This window comes from Nocardioides panacihumi (genome assembly GCF_039530925.1).
Taxonomy (GTDB): Bacteria; Actinomycetota; Actinomycetes; order Propionibacteriales; family Nocardioidaceae; genus Nocardioides; species Nocardioides panacihumi.
This window is the reverse complement of record NZ_BAAAPB010000001.1, coordinates 1,358,685-1,383,681: the sequence shown is the minus strand read 5'-3', so window position 1 is coordinate 1,383,681 and position 24,997 is coordinate 1,358,685. Positions and strand designations below refer to the sequence as shown.

Genomic DNA, 24,997 nt, shown 5'->3' with positions numbered 1-24,997 from the left:
CACGGCCGGGCCGATCGATTGTCACTAGGGGACGGATTCACAGGCCGCCGCGGGAAGCGCCCCTATTAGCGCTGTCGGAGCGATTTGACTCGTCAGGGCAACCATCGGACGAGGACCCAGCTGCGCGTGGGTCAGGACGACCTGCCGGCCCATCTAGCGGCCCATCTAGCGGCCCAGATCTACTCGGACCCGCCTACCGAGCCACTCAGCAGACGTTCAGGGGCTAATTCCAAAGAGCTGTGCCGGCTCGACCATGCGCAGCTGCCAGAGGAGCCGAGGAGGCCGAGTAGTAGCTTGAACGACCCGAACTCGACCCCTCGGAACACTAGAATTCCAGGTGTGTTCGCATTGGGAGTAGCCGAGAACCTCGCCGCCGAGATGTCGCGCTGTACGTCATCGCGTCAGGGGTGGTCGTCAACACTTCTCACACAGAGCTCGGTTCGGCTTATCGAAGAGCTCCTGGTCGCCGGGGCGGCGGTCAGCAACAGCGTCCTCGGCGGAGCAAGTTTCGATGACCTCAAGGGCCAGGTGCGGGAGCGGCTCCTGATCGATCCGGGATTTGGAAATCAGCCGAAGCGGGGCGCGTTGGCAAATTCGCTCCCGAAGAAGGCGGAAGAGTTCGCACCACGTACCCATCGTCACGTCGGAGTGCGGCAACTCGTTCCGCAATTGCGTGCAGACTACCTACCGAACTGGGCAGCTAGCGTCACCGATCCTCAAGCGATGATCAACACTGATCCGAGCTCTGCGGCGACCCTGTTGACCGCGTTCCTGCTAGGCGAGGGCGTCCACCCGGCGTATCTGTCGCGCTGGCTCGACTACCGCCGTAAACACGAGCCACGGACGATGACTCTCGGTGACTTGATCCACGACCTAATAGATTTGATCGGACATGGCGAGGGAACTGCCGAAGCGCTCGTAATGCTGGCCCAGACCGTCAAGCCTGAGGTCAGGTCCGGGCCGGGGTGGATCACGCGCCGACAGGTCAACGAATGGCTCGACGAGAATGGACTGGGCGGCAACGGACTGGTTCCGCGAACCATGCACGGGGGGATAATTCTTCGGGGATCGGGGCGCGATATTGACGGGATCCTCGAAAGCGCAAGCGAAGCTGTGCACCGGGTGACCCACGCAGCGCTACTCAAGACCGGAGTCATGCCCAAGTTTCATCGACTGGTTTGGATCAAGGGCTTGAAAGCCCCGCGAACGCTTCCCTCCAGGACAAGGCTAGAACACCTCCTCCCCAACTACGACATTCCGGAGCCCATCATGGGCCGATCAGCTTCTGATGATCGACTCGAAGTTGCGGTCGAATCGATCCAGGCGTCGGTACTCGCAGGAGGAGCGGCCGCCGCCGGCATGCTATGGGCGACCGTCGAAGGACTATTCGGTAGTGCGGGAGATCAAAGCAAGTTGGTGTCGGGCGAGCGCGCCGCCGACGTTGCGACGATCGCATGGATCCGCTTCGCCTTGACCAACACCATGGGCGCCCTTATTGGCAAGCAGGGCGATCCGATTTTTTCATCATCTCTTGCGGGCTTGTCTCGGGAAGCCAGCATGCTGGCGCTCGTGGCATTCCTGCAGGGGAGCGACTTTTCTGGAATTCAGTCCACAAGAGTTGTTTCTCAGGCCCGCCACACTGCGGATTTTCTGCGCCCGCAGGAAGTACGACGGCTTCGCGCCGAGATCCTTACGACCTTCAAGGGCCTGTATCGCCAACGCAACCTGATCTTGCATGGCGGCGTCACAGATGCCCCCCTCCTTGCTGGCATCCTCCGGTCTTCGACTCCGCTTGTTACAGCGGCGGTGAACCGCTTTGCGGCAAACAGAGCGGGCGCTCAAGGCGACCCTATGGCGTTCGCTTTCGCGGAGAGTCTTCGCTTGGACACTCATCTGGCTGATCCTACGGGCGATCTCCTCACGCTTGCGGGGTACTAATGCGCGACAGAACTTGAATCGCTCAGGAACTTTGCGACACGTGGATCACCGGTCCGGTAGGCCCGCGCCATGCAGCCGGTCGGTGGTACCAAGAGGTCCGGCTAGAAGCATCGTCACCGCAACTTCTACTGACCTCCCGCGGCTCCGTGGACCTTCGTCTTGCCGCCGCAATGGGGCTCGCGCTTGTTCGCCGAGCGGGGCGGACCCGCAGTCCGACTCGCGAGGATCGGCGAGGTGCGCGCTCACGCCTTCGGCGCTCCCGTCGGACGCGTATCGGGACATCGACGAGTGGTTTCACACAAGCAATCAGACCGGATGCAGGATCTGGTCGCTCGGCTCTCGGCAGTCGCCGCTGCGGGCGAGTGAAAGAAGTGCCCCATCGTCCGGCGCTAGCTAGACGCTCGTCAAATTCGGTAGGAATCGCCAGCCGGTGGGGTCATGACGTGGCACCCTCCCTACTGAGGCAAATCGGAGAGGGGGCTCGCAGATGAGCGAGGTGGAATCCCTCGTTGAGGGCCTGCTGGCCGAGCTCGAACGGAGGTACCCCCTCACCGACAAGCAGTTGACGGCAACGGCGAAGAGCCTCGGTTTTGCTGTTGGCCCCGCCGACGTGCGCAGAGTCCTGGAAAGCGATCCCCGATTCTCGCTCGCTGGCAATCAGCCTCGGTGCTGGCGGCGTGCGCGGCCACAGGACGCCGGAACCGACGTCTGCGCGGCATGTGACACCGAGAAGTCCTGCAGCTACTTCCGTACGACGGCCGTGAGCGAACCCATCTGCTTTGACTGCGAGGCTAACGGGCGCACAGCACGCCCTCGCACCCCGCCGAGCGAGCCACACGACCCGTTCTTCCACTTCGACGGCACCTACATACAACCTTCCAATCGGACCTCACGACGTGGGGCCGCCGGCTACGGCTACGTCGACCCCCATGAACGACTCGCCTACGTCACGAAGGGTGGGAGCGCTTACCACTTTCGCGAGGATTGCGAAGCGCTTCGAAGCGGGCAGGCCGAAGCCGTCAACATGGGCCAGCGTCTCCACGCCGTGCGGCTAGTTCAACTCTCGACCGTCAGCGCGACTCGCCATCCGTGTGCGCGGTGCGCTTCCTAGGCCCGTGCCCTTCGAGGTCGTGCCGGAAGTCGCGTCGGCTTTGCTGCTCAGCGTCTGCGCTGCCTCATTGCAGACAATGCGTCGTCAACTTGATCCGGGCGGATCCTGGCCGCGAGAGCGAGGAACTGTGACTCGCTGATCGAATCAACGAGCTTCACCGCATCGACCCCTACCACTCTGACTACATCACCGTCGGAGGTCACCTCGGAGCCCGCGGGTACCTTCACGACGGTCGTGACAGGCCATCCCAGTTTTCGAGCGACCCGAAGACGAGCGGCCGCCTTGGACCTGGAGCCGAGTTCGGAATAGGCGGCCGCAACCACGACCGCACCTTCCCCGGACTCGGTGCCGTACGTGGGTTCAACCTCCGGCGCCGCACCTCCTGCGATCGATACCTGCGGTCCGTCCCAGACAAAATCGATCCTCGGGGCTGCAACCCCGGGATGCGCTGCGACCTGGACAGCCCACGATGCCGTGGCGTCATCGAAGCTGAGCGACCGAAGGGCCACATCCTCCCTCCCCGAGCCCCGCAGCCTTCCGGCGAAGATCGCCGCGACGAGTTGCGTGGCCCCATCGGCCCCGGTCTCGCTGTCCGGCCACGCCAGAAGATCCGCAAGATTCGGGCGTAGCAGCACCAGGATGAGTGCCTTCGCAGACAACAGTGCGCTGGTTGTGCTTCGGAAAGGCTCGAACTCCACCTCCGCGTCCACGAGCTGCCTGACTCGCTGCAGGTTCCGCATGACAAGGCCCAAGTCGTCGTCCGTGAGCGATGCCGCCTCCACGCGCTCCACCACGGCAGACAGCACAGTGCCCGGACTCCACGAGTCGGCGATGTCGGATTCTGCAAGAACGTCGTACACCGCCGAGAACGTCACAGCATCCGGCGACGCCGTGCCGCCCTCACTTTCGCCGTGAACGAGGTCGTCCAGCGCAGCCCAGTTCAACCACGGCGGCAGCTCGATGCCGGGGTCGTCGACCGTCCCTCCGAGCAGCGACGCGGCAAGAGCAAGCCGTCCAGAGGTCGTCGCGTAACCGACGGCCGCACTCGCTGCGCCTCTGATCCGATCGATACGACGCCAGTCCGGCGACGGCGTCTCACGGGGAGATGCGATCGCCAACTCGACCCCGTCACCCGAGAACAGCTCAGGGGTGACACGGAGCAGATCATCGTGGGGGTGCACGTTGCCGTAGACGCGAGCCCGATGCTCCCGTAGCGATCGCTCGTCCGGGAAGTGGATCGCTCTGGCGTCGGCGATCTTGGCGGCATGCAGGTACACGACACCGTCAGCCGGAAGACTCCCCTCGCGGTTGCCGACATCCCCGGAGAGCTCCACGACTACAGCCGAGCCGGAGCCTCGCTCGGCGGTGACAATGTCGAGCTGCGCCTTTGCCGGCGGGGTCGTCAGGAGCGGCACCCAGCGGGGCGTCAGGTCGAGCAGGTCGGCGTAGTACTTCTGGTAGGCCTCACGCGGGGCGATGAGCCGTGACCCCAAGATCGTGTTGAGGTTCATCCGATTGGTCAGGAAGAACAGCGGCCGATCGCGACTCGGGTCGTCGGTCATCTCAAGAAGTCCGAGCTGACCTTCGTCCCTCACCGCGCGCTCACCGACTCTCCCAGATGCGCCACGATGGGCGGAACGTCACTCGCACCGCTCCACGACAGGTGGAGCTCGTCCCGGGCCCGGGACATCACGACATAGAACATCATGCGGAGGGACGCACTCGTGGCATCGACGGGTGCGCGCTGTAGCTCCGGCACGAACAGCGTGTCGAACTCGAGACCCTTGAGCGACCGGTAGTGAACCAGCGTGATCGCCGGCTTCTCGAAGTCGAGCACCTTCCGCGACCGGTCGCTTGAGATGTAGGCCTGCACCGGGATCGACAGCTTCTTGCCCTCCAGAAGCCTCAGCAGGCGCTTCTGCATTGCAGCATCCGGACAGGCAATGCCGATGTTCAGATTTGTCCGACCCGAGGCGTAACGGGCGACGAAGTCCACGAAGTCCTCGGTCTGCTCATAGCGCCGGAGTGTCGGTTTGTCCCCGTGACGGGTCGGCGGATCCGGTACACCGGTCGGGGTGCCCTCGTAGTAGGCACGCGCCACCTCCGCGATCTCGGCCGAGTTCCGATAGTTGCGCTTGAGGTCAAGGCACTCGTCGGCCGCGATCGCCGTCGCGATCTCCTTGAGCGTCGTGTTCTGCTCGAAGAGCTGCTGGTTCTCGTCGGCGAAGACGGTGATGTTCTTCGCCAGGAACCGAGTCATCCGATAGAAGCCGAGCGGCAGGTCCTGGCCCTCGTCCACAAGGAGGTCATGCAGCGTGCCTATGTCGGGCATCTTCTTCAGGAACTGCTGCGGCACCTCGTCCCAGTCGTACGAGTACGAATCGCCCACATGGGTCGGTGGCTTCTTGCCGTAGTGATTCTGCCAGAAGGCGTTGAACCAGCTGTGAAAGGTGGACACCCGCCCCTCTATGCCGACCTCGGCCGCTGCGCTCGCCGTGTACTGCCGGAGCACGTTGGAGTACATCAGCACGTCAGGCTCGCGGTCGTCGAACGTGAGCACCTGTGCGCGGTACAGCGCCATGACCGACTTCCCGGTCCCTGGCGGGCCACTCACCAGGTAGTTGCCGTCGAGCTCCAGGTTGTAGATGAGATCCTGTTCCTTAGACAGATCCTCGAACGCTGGCAGCCGCACGTCAGAGTCCCCGCACGCCTTCGCCCGCGGCGTCCATGGCGGCCTTGAGCACCGGTTGGAAGAAGCCTTCCAACTGCTCGTGCTCGTTCCCGATCACGAGCGCCCGGTCGAGCAGGTAGTTGCCACTCTCGCAGCTTGTCTCCGCGACCAGCGTGCACGCGTGACAGGCGGCCAAATTCAGGCTGTCGAATGTGGATGCCAGGTTCTCACTACACAGTGGATCCGACGAACACCACATCGCGTCCTGCAGGGTCTCGAGGATTGTGCTCTGGAGCGCTGGCGGCTCGCCCTGTCGGACGAGGCCGCCGAGGGTGCCCTCCGCGTCGCCAGCGGCCGTGTAGATCAAGACACCCGCCTGCTTCACGGCACCCGCCTCGTCGCTGCTCCGTGCGTAGATGCGCTCGCGCAGGCTCGTGGCCGCATAGCCGGACTCGAACGCCAGACGTCGGATCAACAGGTGGGCGAAGGTGTGCAGCAGCACGTACCGGGGCTCGAGGATCGGACCGGTGCGCTCGCGAAGTCGCTGCACCATGAAGGACCGTTCGAGCCGCTTGTCGAGCTCTGCGACACGCTTGCGCACCGCCTCCTTCTGCTCCCACACCGCAAGTCGGCCCTCGTCGAGCGACAGGAAGATCCCCTCGCCTCGCACTTCGATCGCGGGCAGCCACTTCATGTTGTGGTGCAGGCCGGCCTTGACCAACGTGTTCTTCCCGCCCGGCGTGACGCGGTGGAAGCCCTCCAGCGCCCGGACTTCGCGGAGCCGGTCGGCGAGCACGACCTTGTCGATCCGGTCATCGAGTTGCGCGTCGGCGTCGCTCGCCACCTTGCCCAGGTCGACATGGCGTGTACGGAAGTTGCGGTCGTCGCTGTTCTGCATCTCGGTGAGGAACGCCGCCCACTCCTCACTGAGCAGGTCGCCCGGGGTGGCCTCCACGGTCGTCGCTCGGCCCTGTGCCCGCTGACGCTCGTCGCGCGCCAGCCCCTTGATGTAGTCCTTACTCACGCCGCAGGTCTGCGCGAGGATGTCCACGGTCATGTCGACCTGTGGCGCCCCGTCCTCGAGGGTGAGGAGGGCACGGAACCAGGCATCGTTCTTGATCTCAAGCGCCTTCTCGTCGTTGGTGTCCGTCCGGGAGGTGTTCGGAATCTCGATCGACGAGTGCACTAGCGGGAAGTAGACGTTGGACGCACCGCGCTGCACCGCCAGCGGGATCTCTAGGCAGTCTTGACGGTCCTTCCAGCCCTGCCACGGCTGGCGCCCGCTGCAGCTGACGCCGATCGACTTCATCGACCCCTTCGACGTGATCCCCATAAGGTCACGGCGGCTCCCACACGCCTTGCAGTGCACCTGGAGTGTGTCGAGGCCCCCACCGCCCTTGCCCTTCACCGTCTCGAAAAAGAGCTGGTCGGACTGACACTGTCGAGCCTCATGGCTCGGGTTACGAGAATGCGCCCAACGCCGCCACTCGATGTCGTCCATGTGGCCGTGCGGGCAGATCTGGATCCAGCGCATCGGCACGAGCTGCCGCTTTCCCGGACAGCTCGAACACGTCGGGACCTTCCCCTCCTGCTCCAGCGACCGGCGCCAGCGGGTCATCCGCCGGCAGTTCTGGCAGAACAGCCAGGACGGGAATCGGGAGTATGGCACGCCCCAGGTCGCGGCATTGCCCCACCGGTTGCTCTCCGACACCGGGGCCGAGCGGAACTCGGTCACGCCGAGCACTCTGGCGAGCCGCTCACTGACGACGGTCTCTCCCTTCGCGCCCCAGCGGAAGGTGTCACAGCCGACGAGCGACTCACCTTGGAAGTCGAATATCGCACCGACACCGAACGGCACGATCGTCTGCGACTGGCGGATCTTCCGTTGCCCCATCTCAGGCCTCTCCGCTCGCGCTGCGCAACACTTCGACGAGGGACTCACGGTCGACGTTCCGCATGGAACCGAGGGTCGACCATGCGTCGCCGCGCGCGTTGAAGTCCTTCAAGAGGTTCATCTGGCCCTTGCCGTTGGACTTGTAATACAGATTCTTGGAGTCGGCCTCCGCCGCCTTCGATCGATCGACCCAGTCCTCGATGAAGCGTTCGAGGTAGGCGAGGGCCCCGGAGCGCTCCCTGGGCTCGACTCGACCGACGACCTCGACCAGACGCTCGGCGAGGTCGCGGACTTCGGTCAGATGGTCGAGGACCCTGCCTGCAGTCGCGTCAGCGGCGAGCCCGATGCGGTGTCGGACCAGGATGACGAGCGCTGCGTGCAGCGCCCGGTCGCGCGACGGTGGTGAGTACGGCGTGACGCTGGTCGGTTCGACGTGGCGGTATAGCGCAGAGTGGTAGGAGCGGAAGTTCTCGTAGTGCGAGCGGTCCCGAGGTTTGGTTGCGCGGAACAAGCCGAAAACCAGGCCGGGCGTGGACGAGCGGCCGACGCGGCTCGTCGCCTGGATGTACTCGGCTGTGGCTTTCGGCTGCCCGTTCATGAGCATCAGCCCGAGACGCGGGACGTCGACGCCGACAGACAGCATGTTGGTCGTCGCCAGGAAGTCGATGACGCCCTTGTCCGTGTACGGCAGCGACAGGCGTTCGAGCAGCCGAGGCTGCTGCGACCGTGGCACCGTCGACGAAAGCTCCTCGACGTCGTACTCGCGGCGCTCACGACCGACGATGAGGCTAGCCAGCCGGGCCTGGATGTCGTCGCGCGCGATGGTCAGCGTGCGACCGAGCTCACGGAGCGAACTGTGGTAGGCGACGACCGTCCAGTAGGCGTCCTTGGCTTCCTGGTCGAGCTGCAGGTCGACCGGCGCCTGCAGCAGCGCGGCGCCGGTCTGCACGACGGCGGTGTCGGAGGTGTGGCCCTGGGCCATCATGCCGACGTACAGGCGGCCCGGAGCACCTTCCTCGATCCGTGCGAAGTACGAGTTGTCGGCGTCGATGCCTGACGGCGGGAACAGGTCGACGCGGCGACCGAAGAGTCCCATGATCTGCGAACCGGCCCGACGGATGGTGGCCGTCGATGCAATGACCTTGGGAGTGCGGCCGCCTGACTCGCACAGGAGGTTAATCGCCGCCTCGTACAAGCCAACGGTGGTACCGAGCGGCCCGGTGAGCAGATGGAGCTCATCCTGGATGATCAGCGAGGGCGGCTGCTTGGCCCCGGGACGGCCGAACAGTTTGCCGGAGTCGGGGACCCATGCCAGCTGGGCGAACTTGTCGACGGTGCCGAGGAGGAACGACGGCGGGTTCTCGTAGAGGTCGTCGTCGATGACGTGAACCGGGAGCACGTCGCGGAAATCGCATTTCGACGACGTGCAGTGGAATCTGAAGCTCCGGTCAGTCGCAACGATCCCGTAGAAGGCATCGTCCTCGTGGTGCTCCCTGGGCACGATCTCGGTACCGCACCACGGACAGCGCTCCAGCAGGAAGCGCTCGTCAGTCTCCTGTGCCTCTCGCAGCATCTCGAACTGCTCGCGGGCTTCCTTGTACGAGTTCGGAGTGGTCGCCAGGCCGACCCAGAGCCCGACGGAGATCGGCTCATCGCCGAGCTTCGTCGCCTCAGCTCGCCGGAGGTACTCGCAGGCGGCGATCGTCGACGCCGTCCGCTGGAACTGCTGGGCGGTCAGGAGTGACAGGGTGTACCGACTGATGACCGCGGTGCCGCCTCCAACCTCCCCGTTCACCAGGCGGCGACGGAAGATCTCGAACGCCGCCACGAGCAGGTACGCCTCAGTCTTTCCACCACCGGTCGGGAACCAGATGAGGTCGACGATCTCGCGGTCCGCGTGATCCGGGTCGACCAGTCCGCGGAGCGTCGTCAGGAAGAAGCCCAGCTGGAACGGGCGCCAGGAGGCGCGCCGCTCGCCCGCGGCGAACTCGTACGTCGTGGGCAGATCCGGCGCGTCGGCCCGTCGATGCCTCGTACCGACCAGGTCCTTGCGGCTGTGGCGCATCTGGATCAGCATCGCTCTGTTGGCGAGGTGGAACGCCTCGAGCAGCCGCGCGCGGTCCGGGTGGTCCGCGAAGACACGAATACCGTCGCGCATTCGATCCCGCGCCGTCGTCAACCGGTCGAGGATCGCTTCGACAGCGGTCTGATAGCGGGTATCGAGGGACCGACCTCGGGCGGCAACCACGTCGATCCACTGCGCATACGGGTCTACGAACGCGTCGAGCTCACGTACAAGATCGTCGACGCTCGTCGCGTCGTCGGCGAGCCAGGCCACGTCGAGCGCCTGGAACGGCTTCTCTCCCTCGGCACTGACGCGCGGCACTACATACGACGGCATGACCTCGGAGCGCACCGACCGAACGGCACCCTCGATCACGGCCCACTCCGGGGAGCAGCCATGACCGATCGCGAACACCCTCGCATCGCGATGGATCAGGCGCAGCTCCTCCTCCTCGGGATCGTGGGAAGCCATCGACACGGTGGGGTACTCCAGGATCTCTCCGTCATCTGCGACGGTGACATCAAATTCGGTCTGCATGAGCAGCGAGTCCCAGTTGCGGTCGGCACCCTCCCCGTCGGCGGTCCGGCCGTTAACCAGCGTGACCGTCACTAGCGATCCATGCGTGTACGTGCGCCACCGGACGTGGACCTCGGCCTTGCCGTTCCAGATCACGTGCTTCGGCGGCTCCGTTGCCCCGATCGTCGCAGTCGCCTCCGGGAGCGGAACTCGGCGCCAAACCTTTCGCGAACCGCGAGCATGGGTCTTCGGATCATCGTCCGGCTCCTCGGTCGGACCGGCGTCGGCGATCTGAGCGCCAGCCACCGCCTCCTCCGCGGTCTTGCCGCTCAGGGTCTCGTACTCGGCGGCGCGAGCTCGTACTGTCAGCCTCTGCGCCGTGGTGAAGAACGAGAAGCCCTCGGATGCCGGGAGGAAGTCGTTGGCCGCCGACACGGGGTCGTCGGCGAACTGACTTTCCTCACCCCCGGCCTCGGTCGCACCTTCGTCCTCCTCCTCACCCTCTTCGGCGACGTAGCCGGCGAAGGCCACCGCCTTCGGGAACAGGATGCCCATGAGGTAGCGGCGGTTCGGCGGGTCGAAGATGACTTCGGTCGGGCCGCCGAACGGACCCACGAGCTGGCGGCGCACGTAGGCGACGAACTCGTCGCGGGTGGCAGTCAGGTCGGTCATCGGGCGGCTCCCTTGAGTGCTTGCATCGCGGCGGGCGCGTGTTCCTTGAAGAGTTCGGCTATGCGGGCCGCGACCGTCGGCCTGGCCGCCATCCAGAGGCCGGCGCGCGGGCGGCTGAGGGCGACGTACAACAGGTCGATGTCCTCGTCCGTCTCCAGCTCATCGATGTCTATTACGCAGACGAAGCGGTTCTCCAGGCCCTTGATATCCACCGCCGATGCCCAGGTCATCGAGTCGCCAGGGAACTCGGCGGCATTGGTGGCGTCGAGGCGCTTGAGCTGACCTTTGCGCACCTCGCGCAGGCTCCGTGCAGCCGACGTCGCCCAATCGCCACGAAGCGACACGATCGTGATCTGCTCCGGCCGGACTTCGTGTTCACGCAGCTGGCGAAGGTGTTCCTGGAGCCGCGCGGACTCCTCTGCCTCGTCCGCAACGGGCAGGGTCTGGACCTCGGGTCCTGCCCCGGCGGAGGCCACGCCCATGTCCGCCCCAGTGATCGCGCGGGTGTTGAACGCCACGTTCTGGGTGTTGCGGCAGTTGTGCCTGAGCCGGGCGGGCGCCGGCGAGAACGACCGCATGTAGTCGAGCACCTCGGCGTCGTAGTCGCCGTAGAGGTGCGCCTGGCGGTTCTGGTCTATGAACAGGATCCAGTTGCCGTCCTTCCACCCTCCGCGGACCAGCTGCTCCAGCCGATCGACGCTCTCCAGATTCATGAGGTCCTGGGCCTCATCGACGACGAGGACGTCGAAGCGAACGTCGTCAGGCAGGTCCGACGAAACTCGCACTTCGACGCCCGCGCCCCTGAGGAGCCGCTTCACATACGCAGCAAGCACCTCACTCCGGCAGGTGTAGATCACCGACCTTCCGAGGGCTCGTTGCCGCCGGGCGAACTCCATCGCCAGGAACGTCTTCCCCGTTCCGGCACCACCGCCGCAGATCACCCTGGGCGCGTCGCTGAACACGTCGAGGCGGTCGAACTGCTCGTCCGTGAGACGCACGTAGGCCAGCTCAAGGACATCGGCTCGGGCGTCGAGGAGCGGTGACCGATCGAAGTCGGGGCGCAGCTCGTGGATGAGCTTCGCATGCACGTCCCGGCTGATCGGGAACTTGTCCGGCTGCCGACTCCGCCAATAGGCGGCGGTACGGGCCAGGACCTTGTCGAAGTCGCGCGTGAACGCCCCGCGGCCGCAATAGGTCTCCACGGCCCACTCGGCGGTACTGCTCGGGATGTCCACGTCCGTGGTTACTACCAGGAAGCCGAACGCCAGATCGTGGCCTATGACACCGAGCCGCTGCTTGAGTCGATCCCGCAGGGCGTACATGCCGCTCTCCACCTGGAGGAACGGCCCCTCGCGCGACGTGCGGTGATGGCCGGCGCGGTCGCTGTACGTCCACACGCCGGCTCGGCGGGACACCTGACCGCCCTTGACCTCGACGACGAGGATCAGTTCGTCGAGGATGACCACGAAGTCCAGTTCGCCGGTCAGCTTGTATTGGTGTTCAGGCAGGTTCAGGGAGTGCAGAGCTGTACCGGCGAGTGCGCTCCTGCGCAATGCATCGAACACTCGCTGCTCCGACGACGTCACCGACTCCGGCCCGAGCTCGGCCGGCAGCATCTTCATCGATCTTGCTCCCCGCTCCCTTTACCTCGTGACATCCTGCCGGAAACTGTCGGACCTCGTCCCTAGATTCGGAGACACCGGCAACACCGGTCGATCGAGGGAGGCTTCAAGACGTGGACCTGGAATACGTCGGGCACGTGCTTGCGCGGTTGCGGCCGCTCATTCGCGACGGCGAACTCCGGCGCTCCCGCCTCGAGCGAGTCTTGGCTGCCGGTGCCGAACCCGCTGGGTCGGTCCGTTCGGACGTGCAACGGATGCTCGCGAAGGTCGGCGTCACGATCGTCGACGACCTTCCTGTGACCTCCGCCGGGCCCGAGCCCGCGGCGACACGTCAGGAAGTCTCATCGCGGGCCACGGCGGAGGTGACGCCGAACGCCGATTCGGCCGAGGTCACCAAGGTCGCCGGCGCCGAAGATGACACCGTTGACGGAGTAGGCCCCGCGACTATGCCGCGAAGTGAAGCGGTCCTAACGGCGAGCCGCGCCGACCACCGAGCGGCAGCCGTCTTCGCGGCACGTCGGCTCCTTTCGGCTGACGCGGTCGTCCCTGAACGCCATCTCCAGAAGCGACTCCTCACCGCCGAGCACGAGGTCGGGCTCGCTCTACTCATGCGTGGTGGCCCGGATGCTTGTGCCGGCGATGTCACGTTCGGTGGGCTATCAGGGGAGGCCCGCCAAGCGGCGGAGGCACTCTTCATGCACAACCAGCGACTGGTGCACAAGCTTTCGCAGAAGTATCCCGCGACCGGTATGGCCTACGAAGATCTGGTGCAGTTCGGATTCCTCGGGCTGATCCGCGCCGTGGAGAAGTTTGACCCCACGGCCGGATTCAAGTTCTCGACCTATGCGACGTGGTGGATTCGGCAATCGATCACGCGTGGAATCGCCGACCACGCCCGCCTCATTCGGTTCCCGGTCTACATCGTTGAGCGACTCCAGAAGGTCTGGCGCTCGCGGGACCAGTTGACCATTGACGGTCAGCCTCCATCTGTCCACGCACTCGCGCTCACGACCGGGTTTACCGATGACCAGGTTCGGGAGGCCATCCGGCTTGGTCGCTTCGAGCCGCTCTCACTTGACCTGCCGGTAGGCACAAACGGCGAGACAACGCTTGGCGACCTCCTCGACCTCGCCGACGATGGCTTCGATCCGTCCCACGAGGTCGAGTTCATGCTGTTGCAGGAACAACTCCAAGCCGTGCTAGACACGCTGAGCGAGCGTGAAGCCGGCGTGATCGCGATGCGCTTCGGCCTAGCCGACGCTGAACCGAAGACCCTGGACGAGATTGGCAAGGTCTATGGAGTGACCCGCGAGCGTATTCGTCAGATCCAGGAGAAAACGATGCGGAAGCTGGAGCATCCGTCTAGGAGTCAGGTCCTCAAGGACTATCGGGGAAGCTACATCGCGGGGCAGGTACTCACCTGTGAGCCCGGCGAGTACGCGCCTCGTCACACTGTGCGGTATCAGTGCCAGCAGTATCACGCGTTCGATCTCACGCTGTACGTTGCGGCCACCGTTCCGGATCTTTGGACATGTCCGCGGTGTGGCAGGGACGCTCGACGGCTCGACCCCGCCGAGCGCGAGTACGAGCTGGACCAGGCCGGGGCCGCCCCACCGCAGCCCAATCGCCGTGCGGAGCATTCTCCGTCGGCACCCAGGATGGGTTTCGATGGCAGGAGAGTGCTTCAGGACATCCCCCACTGGTTGTTCGATGACCTGTAGTCCGCCAACGTCAATTATCCGGACCTGCTCGTCACGCGCACCCGGATGCATCTGCCGCCTCGGCACCTTCAATGCTTCGTCAATATCTGCTGCCGATATTGGGGATGCTCGGGCCGTCCGGCCGATAGGTTTCCACGGTGCCTCGCGAACAGCAGCCACTTGCCCAACCCGGTGACGAGTGCATCTCGGATCGCGCGGGTATCGCGCATCAGATCATGCACCCGGACGACGACGTCGAAGTGCAGCAGGTCCTCGCATGGCTGAGAAGCACCGCCGTCGAGCAACTAATGAGGGGCGCTGTTGTCGAAGCCATCGAGTACGTCCTCGACGGCGCCCGGACGTTTCGCTTCGATCTCGACTCCCCCGAGGTCGACTCAGACGAGCGGCGGACCGTGGGCGTAAAGCTCCAGTACCGGATCCTCGAAGCCTTCGGGCTGCCCAAGGAGCGGCCGCTCGACACGACGATCGCAGGCATCCCCGTCGAGTTGAAGGCAACCATCGGGGGCAACTGGGCCATCCCGCGTGAGGGCCAGTGCGAGATCTGTCTCCTGACCCAGGTCGATTCGAGGAGAGATCGCTTCAGGGTGTTCCTGATGCGTACCCACAGGCGATGGCTCAACGAGGGCCAGAACCAGGATTCGAAGCGCACGATTCGCGCTGACGCACGCGACGAGTACGGCATCCCCGTTCTGGACTGGACACCGCTCCCCCGGAACCCGCTGAAGGACCTGAGTCCCGAGCAGCTCGACGTCGTATTCGCTGCGCGAGTAGGCATCAAGCGCAGGATGACGTCACTCTTCGGCTACTTACCGGAGGTGGTCATCCCACGAGTAGCGATCGAAACCGTCGCCGCAATGGCCAAGGACCCCCTGCGACGCGCGCGACAGGCAAAGCCAGACGTCTTCTTCAACCATGAACTCGTCGTGCTGATGGGGACCTGGACTCCTCAGCGCGACCTTGCACAGAAGCATGGGTTCGACCTGTCAGGTGACGCCTGGGTCGCGCTCCGTCCGGAGACGCTGGGCGAAGACTACGAAGCCGCCAAAGCCATGATGGAGCGGACCGGCGGCTGACGCCGCAACGACGGGTCAGGCGACGCAGGGCTTGATGTGTCGAGCGATCGCCCGAGCCAGGCCCGAGGGAACGGCGTTACCGATCTGCTTGGCGATCGCGATCTTCGACCCGACCCACTGGTAGTCCTCCGGGAAGTCCTGGATCAGTGATGCCTCGTAGTGGGTGACGACGCGGTTCACCGACTTGCGCGGGTTGCCCCGCACGTAGAGGCGCTCCTCACGAGGGTCCTGGACGCCCGGCTCCCACTGCGGGTGCAGGTAAGAACCCTTCTCGGGCTTGAAGAACTCCGTGCGGATGGTGTGAGACGGGAAGTCCCAGCGCATCCGTCCCATGACATCGGTGGTGCCAGTGGCCTTCTCGCGCCAGCAACGCGGCAACAATTCCGGCGGTACGTCGAAGCGGCCGCCGCCCGGAGGAACGTACGAGTACCGGTCGAGCGACAGCTGCCGCGGGTCTCGACGGAAATGGATGTCGAGGCCCTTGAACACCCCAGGCATCGGCTCACCGAAGAAGGAAGTCACCGACTGCGGCAGCTCCGTGGTGTCCGGGCGCGCGGGAAGCCCCTCGATCCGATCACGAACGGTGCGCCACTGCTTCAGACCGGAGGCCGCCTCACGAGCATGCGTCGGCTCCGGGAGCTCGATCTTGCCGATTCGCGAGCCGATGATGATCGTGCGGCGCCGGCGCTGCGAGACCCCATAGTCAGCAGCATTGAGCACGCCGTAGGAGATCTCGTAGTTCTTGAGCACGCCGTGATCAATCTCCGCCTGGAGCATCGCGAACTCGGGCGACTTGGCAAACCTGTCGACGTTCTCGACTACGAAAACCTGCGGCTTCGCGGTCCTGATGAAGCGCATGTACTCACGCCAAAGCTGGTTGCGCGGGTCGTCGAGACGCTTCAGGCCGAGGTTTGAGAAGCCCTGGCACGGCGGGCCGCCGATAATGACGTCGGCCAGCGGGATCTGGCTCTTCGCGACCTCGGCGATGTCGCCGGGGATGACGTGGTCCTCGCCCCAGTTGGCGGCGTAAGTCGCGGCCGCGTAGCGGTCCCACTCGACAGCCAGGACCGGCTGAAACCCCTCGTCAGCGAAGCCGACGGTCATCCCACCACAGCCAGCAAACAGGTCGATCGTGGTCGGCTTAGCAGCGGTCATGACTCGATCGTAAGTTCGAGCGCCGACATTTCCTGCAGCAACGCCGAGCTGTGAACGAGGTGACGAACGAAACCAGTCTCCTAAGGGTTCAGGTTCAAGGCGTGCCAGCCGTGTACGCCAAGGACCTTTGCGCTACCGCGATCACTGCCAACCGACCAGCGGCCACGTTGTAGCTCCGGCGGACGGCCCTCGCCGAGATCGGCGCCGGACCGGAGCCCGATGTCACCATGGCACCGACCCACCCGCCCGCCTTCGGGACCTGGAGATCGATCGCTCCCTTGAGTGCTCCCTGCGGACAGACGGCGCAGGACGGCCGGGGTCGGCGCTTGGGCGTGGGCGCATGCCGCACTTCGCGGCAGTGACGATGAGCCCAAGCCATACCTCGGCGGCGGCTCCGGCGAGGTCGACTGCATTTCACCATGCATCTGCCAGCACCCGAAGGCCGCCAGTGATGAGGTCCGCGGCACAAGACGGACCAGACGTCGCAACGCATCGTGGCGGGAACCCGACGCCCGGTCGAGCATTGGCGAGTACGAGGTGACGACGAACTGGTTGCGTATGCCGAGATACTTTGAGCATGTCCAGTTGGGCTTCATCGCCGGGCGTCCGACGCGGGATGCAGCGCAACCGCAGCCGCGACACGAAACCTGAGCTCGCCGTCCGGAGCGCCGCGCACGCCGCGGGCCTGCGGTATCGCGTCGACTTCCGCCCCATCCCCACGCTGAACCGGCGGGCGGACCTCGTGTTCACGCGAGCTAAAGTTGCCGTATTCGTAGACGGATGCTTCTGGCACGGCTGCCCCGAGCACCACACCGTCGCGAAAACGAACGCATCGTTCTGGTCTGACAAAGTCCGGCGCAACCGCGCGCGAGACGCTGGCACCGACCAAATGCTCCTTGAGGCCGGATGGACGGTGATCCGCGTCTGGGAGCACGACCCGCCCGACCTCGTTGTCGCTCAGATCCGTGCGGCGCTTCGGCATGATCAGATCGACGACGACCCGGAACGAGGTCCGCGCCGCAAGTAGGCCCAACTGATCGGGTCCCAAGCCCCGAGAACAGGGTCACGTGACCAACGGGGAAGGGGACCAGCCCGGTCCCACCTGGCAGGGTGCAAGAGGTGTGACCGCCTCCAAGTACGTCCTTCGCGCACGATGCCGCCATTCAGCTACTCGTCGGCTGGAACTGCGACGATCTGCCTGCGTCGATCATGCACTCGCCTGGACCGACTAGGTTGACCAAGGGTTCGCAGGGATGCTGGGCAACGCCACGCAACACCCGCCGCTAACCCGGAAATGGCGGAGGCACGGACCCGACGAGAAGGCAGGCGTAACCAATCGGGCCAGACCGGCAGTCCGATCTCGCTGAGCCGGTGACCGTCGAGAGTGGCCCGCGACGAGCCGAGTCGGACGCCTATTGGACCCGTGAGCCGGTCTGCCTCGTCGGGATGCGCCGAACGGTCGGTAGTCGCCCGCGGCCGCTGCTGCGTGACGCTGCCTCGCGCGTGCCTATAGAGACGGGACCGTCGGAACCTGGGTTGCAGCGGCAGACCCGACCCTCCGCGATGCTGCGGCGATGGCCGCTGCTTCGCGCGTGGCGTGGAGGGCGTGCTGCCGATCGGCGCGTTGGGCTTCGGTCGTTGGTCCGCCACCGAGTGGCAGGTTGCTGGTGATCTCGTAGCGGTCGCGGTAAGCGGCGACCGTCGCGAGGGCGGCGATCCACCGCTCCCGGTCACGCCCTGCGACTCCAAACGGGTCCAGTCTCCGGAGCCAGGGCGCAGAGGTCTCGATGGCTTGCTCGGCCAAGGCGCAGGCGCGCTCTTCGATGAGTCGCTTGCGTTGGTCGATGGCTTGACGGTCCTCGTCGGCCATGGGTCCGAGCGGTTCGGGGATGAGACCAGCGATGAGTCTTGGTTTCCGGCCGCGTGCTGGTCGGGGCGGCGGGGACGCGGCCTTGTCGATCCGGTAGCGGAGGACTGCGGCGATGTCGCCGGCGTCTTCGAGGCTGTGTTGGGCCACGACGTGTTGGGTGAGTCGCTCGAGGTCGTGGTGGTAGGCCTCGGCTCGGCGCAGAGCGGCGGTCAGCGGTCCGAACGCCGGCGAGCTGATCAGCTCCTGGTGCTGTTTCGGGGTGAGTCCTGAGCGTCGGAACAGGTCGGCGAATCGATCGTGCTGAGCGGTCGCTGCGATGGACTCGAGCTCGGCAGCCTGCTGAGCGATCGAGGCGTGGACCTCGAACTCGGTCTGGATCGTTTGGTGCGCGGAGCGGTCGTCGCCGGCATGGCGTAGGACGCCGTACAGGACGGTGCGGGCGGTGACATCAGCGTGCTCGGGGGTGGTGTGGCTGTCGTCGGGCTGGTCGAGGGCGACGTAGGCGATGTTGGCGTCGCGTCCGCGGGACATGGAGACGTAAAGGTTCTGCCTCGTCGTTGCGGCGGTGACGACGACGTGGGCGGTGTCGACGGTGACGCCTTGGGCTCGGTGGGCTGTGACGGCGTAGCCCAGGTCGAGATGCTCTTGTACGTAGCCGGGGTCGAGCACGGCGCTCCCCCGGCGGCTGGGATCGAGGCGGCGCACGCCGACCGAGCCGTCACCGCGGATGTCGGTGACGCGCCAGCGGTCGCCGTTCTTGACCCAGCCGCCATGGGTCGTCCGGAGGGTGCGGTCGTTGCGTCGGGTGATGACGAGGTCACCAACCGATGCCCGGACGTCCTCGGCAAGGGTCACCTCGCGTCCGTCAGCGGCGCCGTCGGTCAGTAGATGTTCGGCGCGGGCTCGTTCGTTGAGAGCGCGTACGGCGTGGGCGGACTCGGTGACCAGGATGCTCGCCTTCCCGGCCTGTTGGTCTGCTCGCCAGGCTCGGTAGGCGGTGTCGAGCATCTGGTCGGTGTCGCCCTCGCGGATGCGGTCGTGTCGGGCGTAGGTCGAGATGACCTCTAAGTCACCTGTCCGCAGTGCCAGAGAGGCTTCCTTCTCCCAGGCGTGGGTGAACCGGTGAATCTCGGTGAGCGCGGGGGCGTCTGGGCGGCGGTCGATGAGGAGAGCGAACGCTCCCCCGGCGTCGACGGACTGCAGCTGGTAGGGATCGCCGACAAGCAGGACCTTCGCCCCGGCGTCGGCAGCGACGGTGGTGATGCGGTCGAGTGCCGCGGTGCTGGCCAGGGTGGCCTCGTCGAGGATGACCAGCTGGCCGGGACGAAACGCCGTGTTGCCGCGGTTGTATTCGTGCAGCCACTTCGCGGTGTTGTCGCAGGCGATGCCGAGATCGTGCTGGAGTGCTTGAGCGGCCGCGGCAGATGGCGCGAGTCCGACGACGCTGGCTGGCCCGTGCTCGGCTGTCCAGGCCGCGCGGAGGGCGCGCATCGTGGTGGTCTTTCCTGCGCCAGCCGGCCCGACCAGGAGGTCGACCTGCCGTCCGGAAGCCGCGATGCTCTCCAATGCTGCGGCTTGCTCGCGGCTCAGTCGGACTCGGATGTCGCCGGTACCGCGGTCGACGACTCGGCGGATAGTGCGTGCGCTGACGCGTGGACCCGTGCTGTCGTCGGAGCGGCTGAGAAGATGTGCCTCGGCGTCGAGGACTGCGGCTGAGGAGTACTTCGCGGCACGACGTTGGCGGAAGACCGAGGTGCCGTCAGGGCGGCGGAAGGCGGCTGGGCTGAAGGCGAGCTCGGGAGGTGTCAGCCGGACTGACTCGCTTTCGGCAGCGTCAACAATCATGCCGACGATGGCCTCTCGGTCGGCGGGGCTGGCGAATCGGACGCCCATGATCTGACGCGAGACCTCGGCCATCAGGTTCCAGTGGGTCCAGGTAGCCCGTTTGGTGCTGACCTGGGCGAGCACGCTGGCTGCCGTGGCGTGAATACCGGCGAGCGCGACGTCGTCCACCGTCAGCGACGCAGTGCCACTTCGGGCTAGGACGCTGCGGGCCCATCCAGTGGGGTCGACGCCGAGCTTCTGGCCTGCGCGGTGCCTCCACTGGGCGGTGAGGTCTGCGAGTGAGCGGATCTCCTTCGGCGGCCGGGTGGCCAACGTCGCCTGCGCTCGGAGCTCGATGATCTTCGTCGCCGAGGGGCGCCGACCGTGCCTGGCGAGGTAGGCGCTGATGAGTCGGTCCTTCTCGAGGTCGATCTCGCGGGAGCGGCTGGAGAACTCTTTGATCAGCTCGTCGCTGATCCCGGTGATCTCCCACTGCGGGTTACGATCCGCCGCCCGCTCCCGAAGCTCCCAGACGACGCCGAGGTCGCTGGTCAGTCGATCGGCGAGCAGCCCGTTGTAGAGGGCTGACAATGCGGTGAGCGAGGCGTAGACCGGTCGCCCATCGAGGCTTCGCCACCGCCCATCCAGCACAGCCTTCACCTTGTTCGCCACGACAACGTGCGTGTGCAGCTGCGGGTCCCCGGCACGAGAGTCGTAGTGGTCATAGGCGACCGCCGCCACGCCCGCGATCTCAACCTGGGCAACCGCGCCATCGCCCGCAGCGACACCCGCCCGGGTCGCCGCGACCTCGCGCTCGAAGAAGTCCAAGACGTCGGCCACCGCGGCGTGGTGCGCAGCCACGATCCGTTCCTGGGTCGCCCCGTCGGCAAGGCCCCACAACACCGATACCGACTTCGGGACGCTGAACGTGAGGTCGTAGCCCGCCACCGCGTGGCGGATGCCCGACCTGCTCTCTTCCGCCTGGATCCGGGAGCTCTCCGCCGCACGGTCCCCGGCAGACAGGTCCGTGTCGAGGCCATCGACGCGTTCCTTGATCCGGGCGTTGAGTGACTTGTACTCCGCGTACGCCCGCCCCAGTTGATCTCCGGTGACCGGGTCGCGACCCATCCCGATCAGCAGCGCAAGCTGTTCCTCGGTGACTGGCATACCGGCCTTGAGCTGGCCGGCGCTGAACGCGTGGACACCGGACCCCATCCAGCGCCCCGGCGGTGTACCCGCCTCGGCGTAATACCGGGTCAGCGGCGTCGAAAGCGCGCGATCGCCGTCGCCCACGGCGACGCTGCGCAGCAGGTACCGATAGCCGGTCCCCGCCGACATCCGCCGCAACGAGACCGTCACGCCCGAACCACCCCCACAGACGTACAGGTGCGCCGTCCTCTCCACAGGCCACGACCACGTCCTCGACCGCGCACGGCGGAGCCGGTCAACGTTGAGTCGCCCGCCTGCCCTCGATCTGCAATCCGTGTGAAGACGAGGAAGAGGAGGGTGCGGAACGGAGCAGACGTGGCGGGGCGAGCTGGGTGAGGAGCCGGTCCGATGAGGGCGACGGGGGCGGAGATGCGGTGCCGTAGGGAACCGGGCCGTGGAGAGTCGGATCACGCGGAGTGGCGGCACCGGGCGCGGACCTCCGCCGCCGGCCGCGGCGCCGAGCCCGAACCGAGCGCTGAATCAGAACGACGAGCAGGTGCTCGAGACGAGCGCCCTCTCCCACGTCGCCCCTGGGCTCGAGCAGGCGGCCAGATCCGTGGCAGGGCACTGATCGAGAAGACAGGGGCCCTGGTCGGCAAACCCTCGCGATTCCCAGGACTCGCCGGCCCGGGCTACTTCAACGGTGCCGGAGGGCCTCCGGCACCGCTCACTCCCACGGTGCCGTGGGGCCCACGGAACCGTGGAACGCGGTGGTGCGGGGCCCGCACCACCGCTGAGTCTCACGGTGCCGAGGGGCCCTCGGCACCGTCCACTCCCGCGGTGCCGCCGGACCAGCGGCACCGCAAAGGCCGCCAGAAATCCCGAGCGCCGGGGTGGTCACAAGCATGGACACCCCTCCACGGTCCGCGTCGAACACCGGTTCGTCAAGAGGCCACTTTTCGGTGTCGTGGACAGCCGCGGACAGTCGTGGACAGCCGTTGACAGTCGCCACAAAACTGACTGCCCGCGCTCCGATCCGTCGACTCATCCGAACGAGTCTGCTGCTGGCCCTGTCCCGGTTGACCGTGCACAGGGAGTCCGGCTCCAGCACGTCGGCCTTTGCGAGGTCGGTCCTGCGATCGGGCTCGATGGCGCCGCCTTCGGTCAGTCGGAGTTGGCGACCTTCGCACACCTACCTATCGACGACCGTCGGACAACTCGAATGGAAGGTCCTTTGCCTGCAGGTTGAGCTCCTCGGCCGTCGACCACTTCCAACCATTAGGGGCTGCGGCCCCATAGAAGAAGGCGGAATGCGAGATGAGGACATCGGTACGTAGCCATCTGACGGTCGTGGACCTGTGCGATGAGCTGGGCATCGCGAGGTCGACGTTCTACGACTGGCGCGCAGCGCACAAGGCGCCGCGGTGCATCAAGCTGCCGAACGGCGGCATCCGAATCCGACGCGTCGACCTCGAGCGTTGGCTCGATGAGCACCAGGACGAGTGGTGAGCGAGTCGGGGACGTCGTACGACGTCCGGATATTTGGGGTCGAAGCCCGAAGGGGCAGTAGAGCCACGGCCTATCGGGTCCGTTGGATGGTTGGCGGGAAGCGGTTCGGGAGTTCCTTCGCGAATGCCAAGCTCGCCGATTCCTTCCGCTCGGTGCTGATGCAGGCGTCAAGCAGGGGCGAGGCGTTCGACCTGGCGACCGGCCGGCCGATGAGCGAGATCACGGCGGCGCGGGCAGACCGGCTATGGGTGCAGCTCGCGCGTGAGTTCATCGATGAGCGATGGGACGACTTCGCGGCACGGCACCGCCAGAGCACCGTGGACGGTCTGGTGACGTTGACGTGCGGACTGCTCCGTGAGGGCCGGCAACCGCCCGACCTCAAGATGCTGCGCGAGGCGCTCACGCACTGGGAGTTCAACACCGCGGCCCGGCGGCGGTCGGCGGAGCCGCCGGTCGAGTACCGCGAGGCCTTGCGCTGGATCGCTGCGAGCTCTCTGCCGCTGGACGTGATCGCGCAGCCGGACGGCATCCGGGCCGGGATGAAGGCGATCTCCACGACGCTCGACGGCTCTCGCGCGTCGGCGTCGACGGTCGCCCGGAAGCGGGCAGCGCTGTCGGGGCCCCTCCGCTTCGCGGTCGAGAAGGGATATCTCTCACACAACCCGATGCGAGACGTCCGGGTGAAGCGGCAGCAGACGGTCGAGGCGATCGATCCGAGGGTGGTGGTGAACCCGCGGCAGGCGAAGGCGCTGCTCGATGCGGTCCGCGAGATCGAGCCGACGGTGCACGGCTTCTTCGCGCTGCTCTACTACGCGGCGCTGCGACCGGCCGAGGCACGGGCGATCCGCAAGGACGACCTCACGCTGCCGGAGTCCGGCTGGGGCCAGATCGTCCTGCACAGCAGCTACCAGGAGTCCGGCTCCGCGTGGACCGACGCCGGCACCCACGGCGAGGAGCGGCACCTCAAACACCGGTCCGACCGCGACACGCGCGTCATCCCTGCGCATCCCGAGCTCGTGAAGGCGCTTCGCGCCCACCTGGCGACGTACGAACTGGGCGTCAGCGGCAGGCTCTTCGTCACGCGCACGGGCCGCGGAGGTCACCCGATCCCGGCGCCGTGGCAGAACCCGGTGAGCATGAGCACGATCTACAGGGTCTGGGCGCGGGCACGCGAGCAGGCGCTCACGCCCGAAGAAGCCGCCTCTCCACTCGCGCGCCGGCCCTACGACCTCCGTCATGCCGCCGTCTCCACCTGGCTCAGCGCCGGTGTCGACTCGACACAGGTCGCGGCCTGGGCCGGCCACAGCGTTGCGGTGCTGATGCGGGTCTACGCCTCCAGCCTGCACGGCCACCAGGTCCAGGCGATGAGACAGATCGAGGCTCTCATCGAGAGCTCGGAGGGCACTGATGGCTGAAACTCGGGCACGTATTGGACACAGATCCCCGCCCAGAACCGGATCGGACCGAACACGCCCGGACAAAGCAAACAAGGCCCTGACCGGCGTTTCCGCTGGTCAGAGCCTCATTTTCCCAGTTGGTGGCGGGTGAAGGATTCGAACCTTCGAAGCTTTCGCGACGGATTTACAGTCCGCTCCCATTGGCCGCTCGGGCAACCCGCCTGGGACGTGCCCCCGGTCTTGGACCGTGGACAACAGGACGGAACAATAGCGCAGGCAGTCCGACTCAGAAAAAACGCGGAAGAGGGGCGTCACATGGCCGACAGCTCGTTCGACATCGTCAGCAAGATCGACCGCCAGGAGGTCGACAACGCGCTCAGCCAGACGGCGCGCGAGGTCAGCCAGCGCTTCGACTTCAAGGGCACCGGCGCGACCATCGAGTGGAAGGGCGAGGAGGCCATCGAGATCTCGGCCTCCGCCGACGACCGCGCCAACGCGGTGCTCAGCGTGTTCCAGGACAAGCTGATCAAGCGCCAGCAGTCGCTGAAGATCCTCGACTCCTCCGAGCCGCGCCAGTCCGGGCAGCAGTCGAAGATCTCGATCACGCTCAAGGAGGGCATCTCCTCGGAGAACGCCAAGAAGATCACCAAGCTGATCCGCGACGAGGGCCCGAAGAGCGTCAAGGCGCAGATCCAGGGCGACGAGCTGCGGGTCTCCTCCAAGAACCGCGACGACCTGCAGGCGGTGCAGCGGCTCGTCAAGGAGCAGGACTACGACTTCGCGGTGCAGTTCGTCAACTACCGCTGAGAC

General features: G+C 66.0%; 14 protein-coding genes and 1 tRNA gene. 7 read left to right on the top strand and 8 right to left on the bottom strand.

Annotated features, from left to right (window positions below; all coding sequences use genetic code 11):
* Positions 1-339: 339 nt before the first annotated feature.
* Positions 340-1,938: a hypothetical protein gene (locus tag ABD205_RS06540; protein WP_344043615.1), complete on the top strand. Its 1,599-nt coding sequence runs from the start codon at positions 340-342 to the stop codon at positions 1,936-1,938.
* 1,158 nt (positions 1,939-3,096) lie between these two features.
* On the opposite strand, the gene ABD205_RS06535 is transcribed toward ABD205_RS06540, so the two are convergent.
* The 5 genes from ABD205_RS06535 to ABD205_RS06515 are packed head-to-tail and all read right to left on the bottom strand — an operon-like array spanning position 3,097 to position 12,489.
* Complete coding sequence (locus ABD205_RS06535) at positions 3,097-4,611, bottom strand: hypothetical protein (protein ID WP_344043612.1); 1,515 nt, start codon at positions 4,609-4,611, stop codon at positions 3,097-3,099.
* 29 nt (positions 4,612-4,640) lie between these two features.
* Positions 4,641-5,741, bottom strand: coding sequence for a DEAD/DEAH box helicase (locus tag ABD205_RS06530; protein ID WP_344043609.1), 1,101 nt, complete (start codon positions 5,739-5,741; stop codon positions 4,641-4,643).
* Between the two features lies 1 nt (position 5,742).
* Positions 5,743-7,614, bottom strand: coding sequence for a DrmB family protein (drmB, locus tag ABD205_RS06525; protein WP_344043607.1), 1,872 nt, complete (start codon positions 7,612-7,614; stop codon positions 5,743-5,745).
* Between the two features lies 1 nt (position 7,615).
* Positions 7,616-10,825, bottom strand: a complete 3,210-nt coding sequence (locus ABD205_RS06520; protein ID WP_344043605.1) for a helicase-related protein — start codon at positions 10,823-10,825, stop codon at positions 7,616-7,618.
* 38 nt (positions 10,826-10,863) lie between these two features.
* Entirely contained in the window at positions 10,864-12,489 is a 1,626-nt protein-coding gene (locus ABD205_RS06515) for a nuclease-related domain-containing DEAD/DEAH box helicase (protein WP_344043603.1), read from the bottom strand.
* A gap of 113 nt (positions 12,490-12,602) precedes the next feature.
* Here ABD205_RS06515 and ABD205_RS06510 point away from each other — a divergent pair, with 113 nt between their 5' ends.
* Together ABD205_RS06510 and ABD205_RS06505 are read left to right on the top strand one after the other, a co-directional pair.
* Entirely contained in the window at positions 12,603-14,210 is a 1,608-nt protein-coding gene (locus ABD205_RS06510; protein ID WP_344043601.1) for a sigma-70 family RNA polymerase sigma factor, read from the top strand.
* Positions 14,211-14,347: 137 nt separating this feature from the next.
* A complete protein-coding gene (locus tag ABD205_RS06505; protein ID WP_344043599.1) occupies positions 14,348-15,283 on the top strand; it encodes a NaeI family type II restriction endonuclease in 936 nt (311 codons plus the stop codon).
* A gap of 15 nt (positions 15,284-15,298) precedes the next feature.
* On the opposite strand, the gene ABD205_RS06500 is transcribed toward ABD205_RS06505, so the two are convergent.
* A complete protein-coding gene (locus ABD205_RS06500; protein ID WP_344043597.1) occupies positions 15,299-16,438 on the bottom strand; it encodes a DNA cytosine methyltransferase in 1,140 nt (379 codons plus the stop codon).
* A gap of 577 nt (positions 16,439-17,015) precedes the next feature.
* Between ABD205_RS06500 and ABD205_RS06495 the strand changes: the two genes are divergently transcribed.
* Positions 17,016-17,465, top strand: coding sequence for a very short patch repair endonuclease (locus ABD205_RS06495; RefSeq protein WP_344043595.1), 450 nt, complete (start codon positions 17,016-17,018; stop codon positions 17,463-17,465).
* Between the two features lie 480 nt (positions 17,466-17,945).
* Here ABD205_RS06495 and mobF read toward each other — a convergent pair whose 3' ends face one another.
* Positions 17,946-21,491, bottom strand: a complete 3,546-nt coding sequence (gene mobF / locus ABD205_RS06490) for a MobF family relaxase (RefSeq protein WP_344043593.1) — start codon at positions 21,489-21,491, stop codon at positions 17,946-17,948.
* Between the two features lie 1,107 nt (positions 21,492-22,598).
* Between mobF and ABD205_RS06485 the strand changes: the two genes are divergently transcribed.
* The gene (locus tag ABD205_RS06485) at positions 22,599-22,790 is read left to right on the top strand and encodes a helix-turn-helix transcriptional regulator (protein ID WP_344043591.1); all 192 of its coding nucleotides are present in this window, start codon (positions 22,599-22,601) and stop codon (positions 22,788-22,790) included.
* Between the two features lie 86 nt (positions 22,791-22,876).
* On the top strand, positions 22,877-24,205 hold the full coding sequence (locus tag ABD205_RS06480) for a tyrosine-type recombinase/integrase (RefSeq protein WP_344043589.1): 1,329 nt from the start codon (positions 22,877-22,879) through the stop codon (positions 24,203-24,205).
* A gap of 120 nt (positions 24,206-24,325) precedes the next feature.
* Here ABD205_RS06480 and ABD205_RS06475 read toward each other — a convergent pair.
* Positions 24,326-24,409 (bottom strand) — tRNA-Tyr (locus tag ABD205_RS06475).
* A 93-nt stretch (positions 24,410-24,502) separates the two neighbouring features.
* On the opposite strand from ABD205_RS06475, the gene ABD205_RS06470 reads away from it, so the two are divergent.
* A complete protein-coding gene (locus ABD205_RS06470) occupies positions 24,503-24,994 on the top strand; it encodes a YajQ family cyclic di-GMP-binding protein (RefSeq protein WP_344043587.1) in 492 nt (163 codons plus the stop codon).
* Positions 24,995-24,997: the final 3 nt, after the last annotated feature.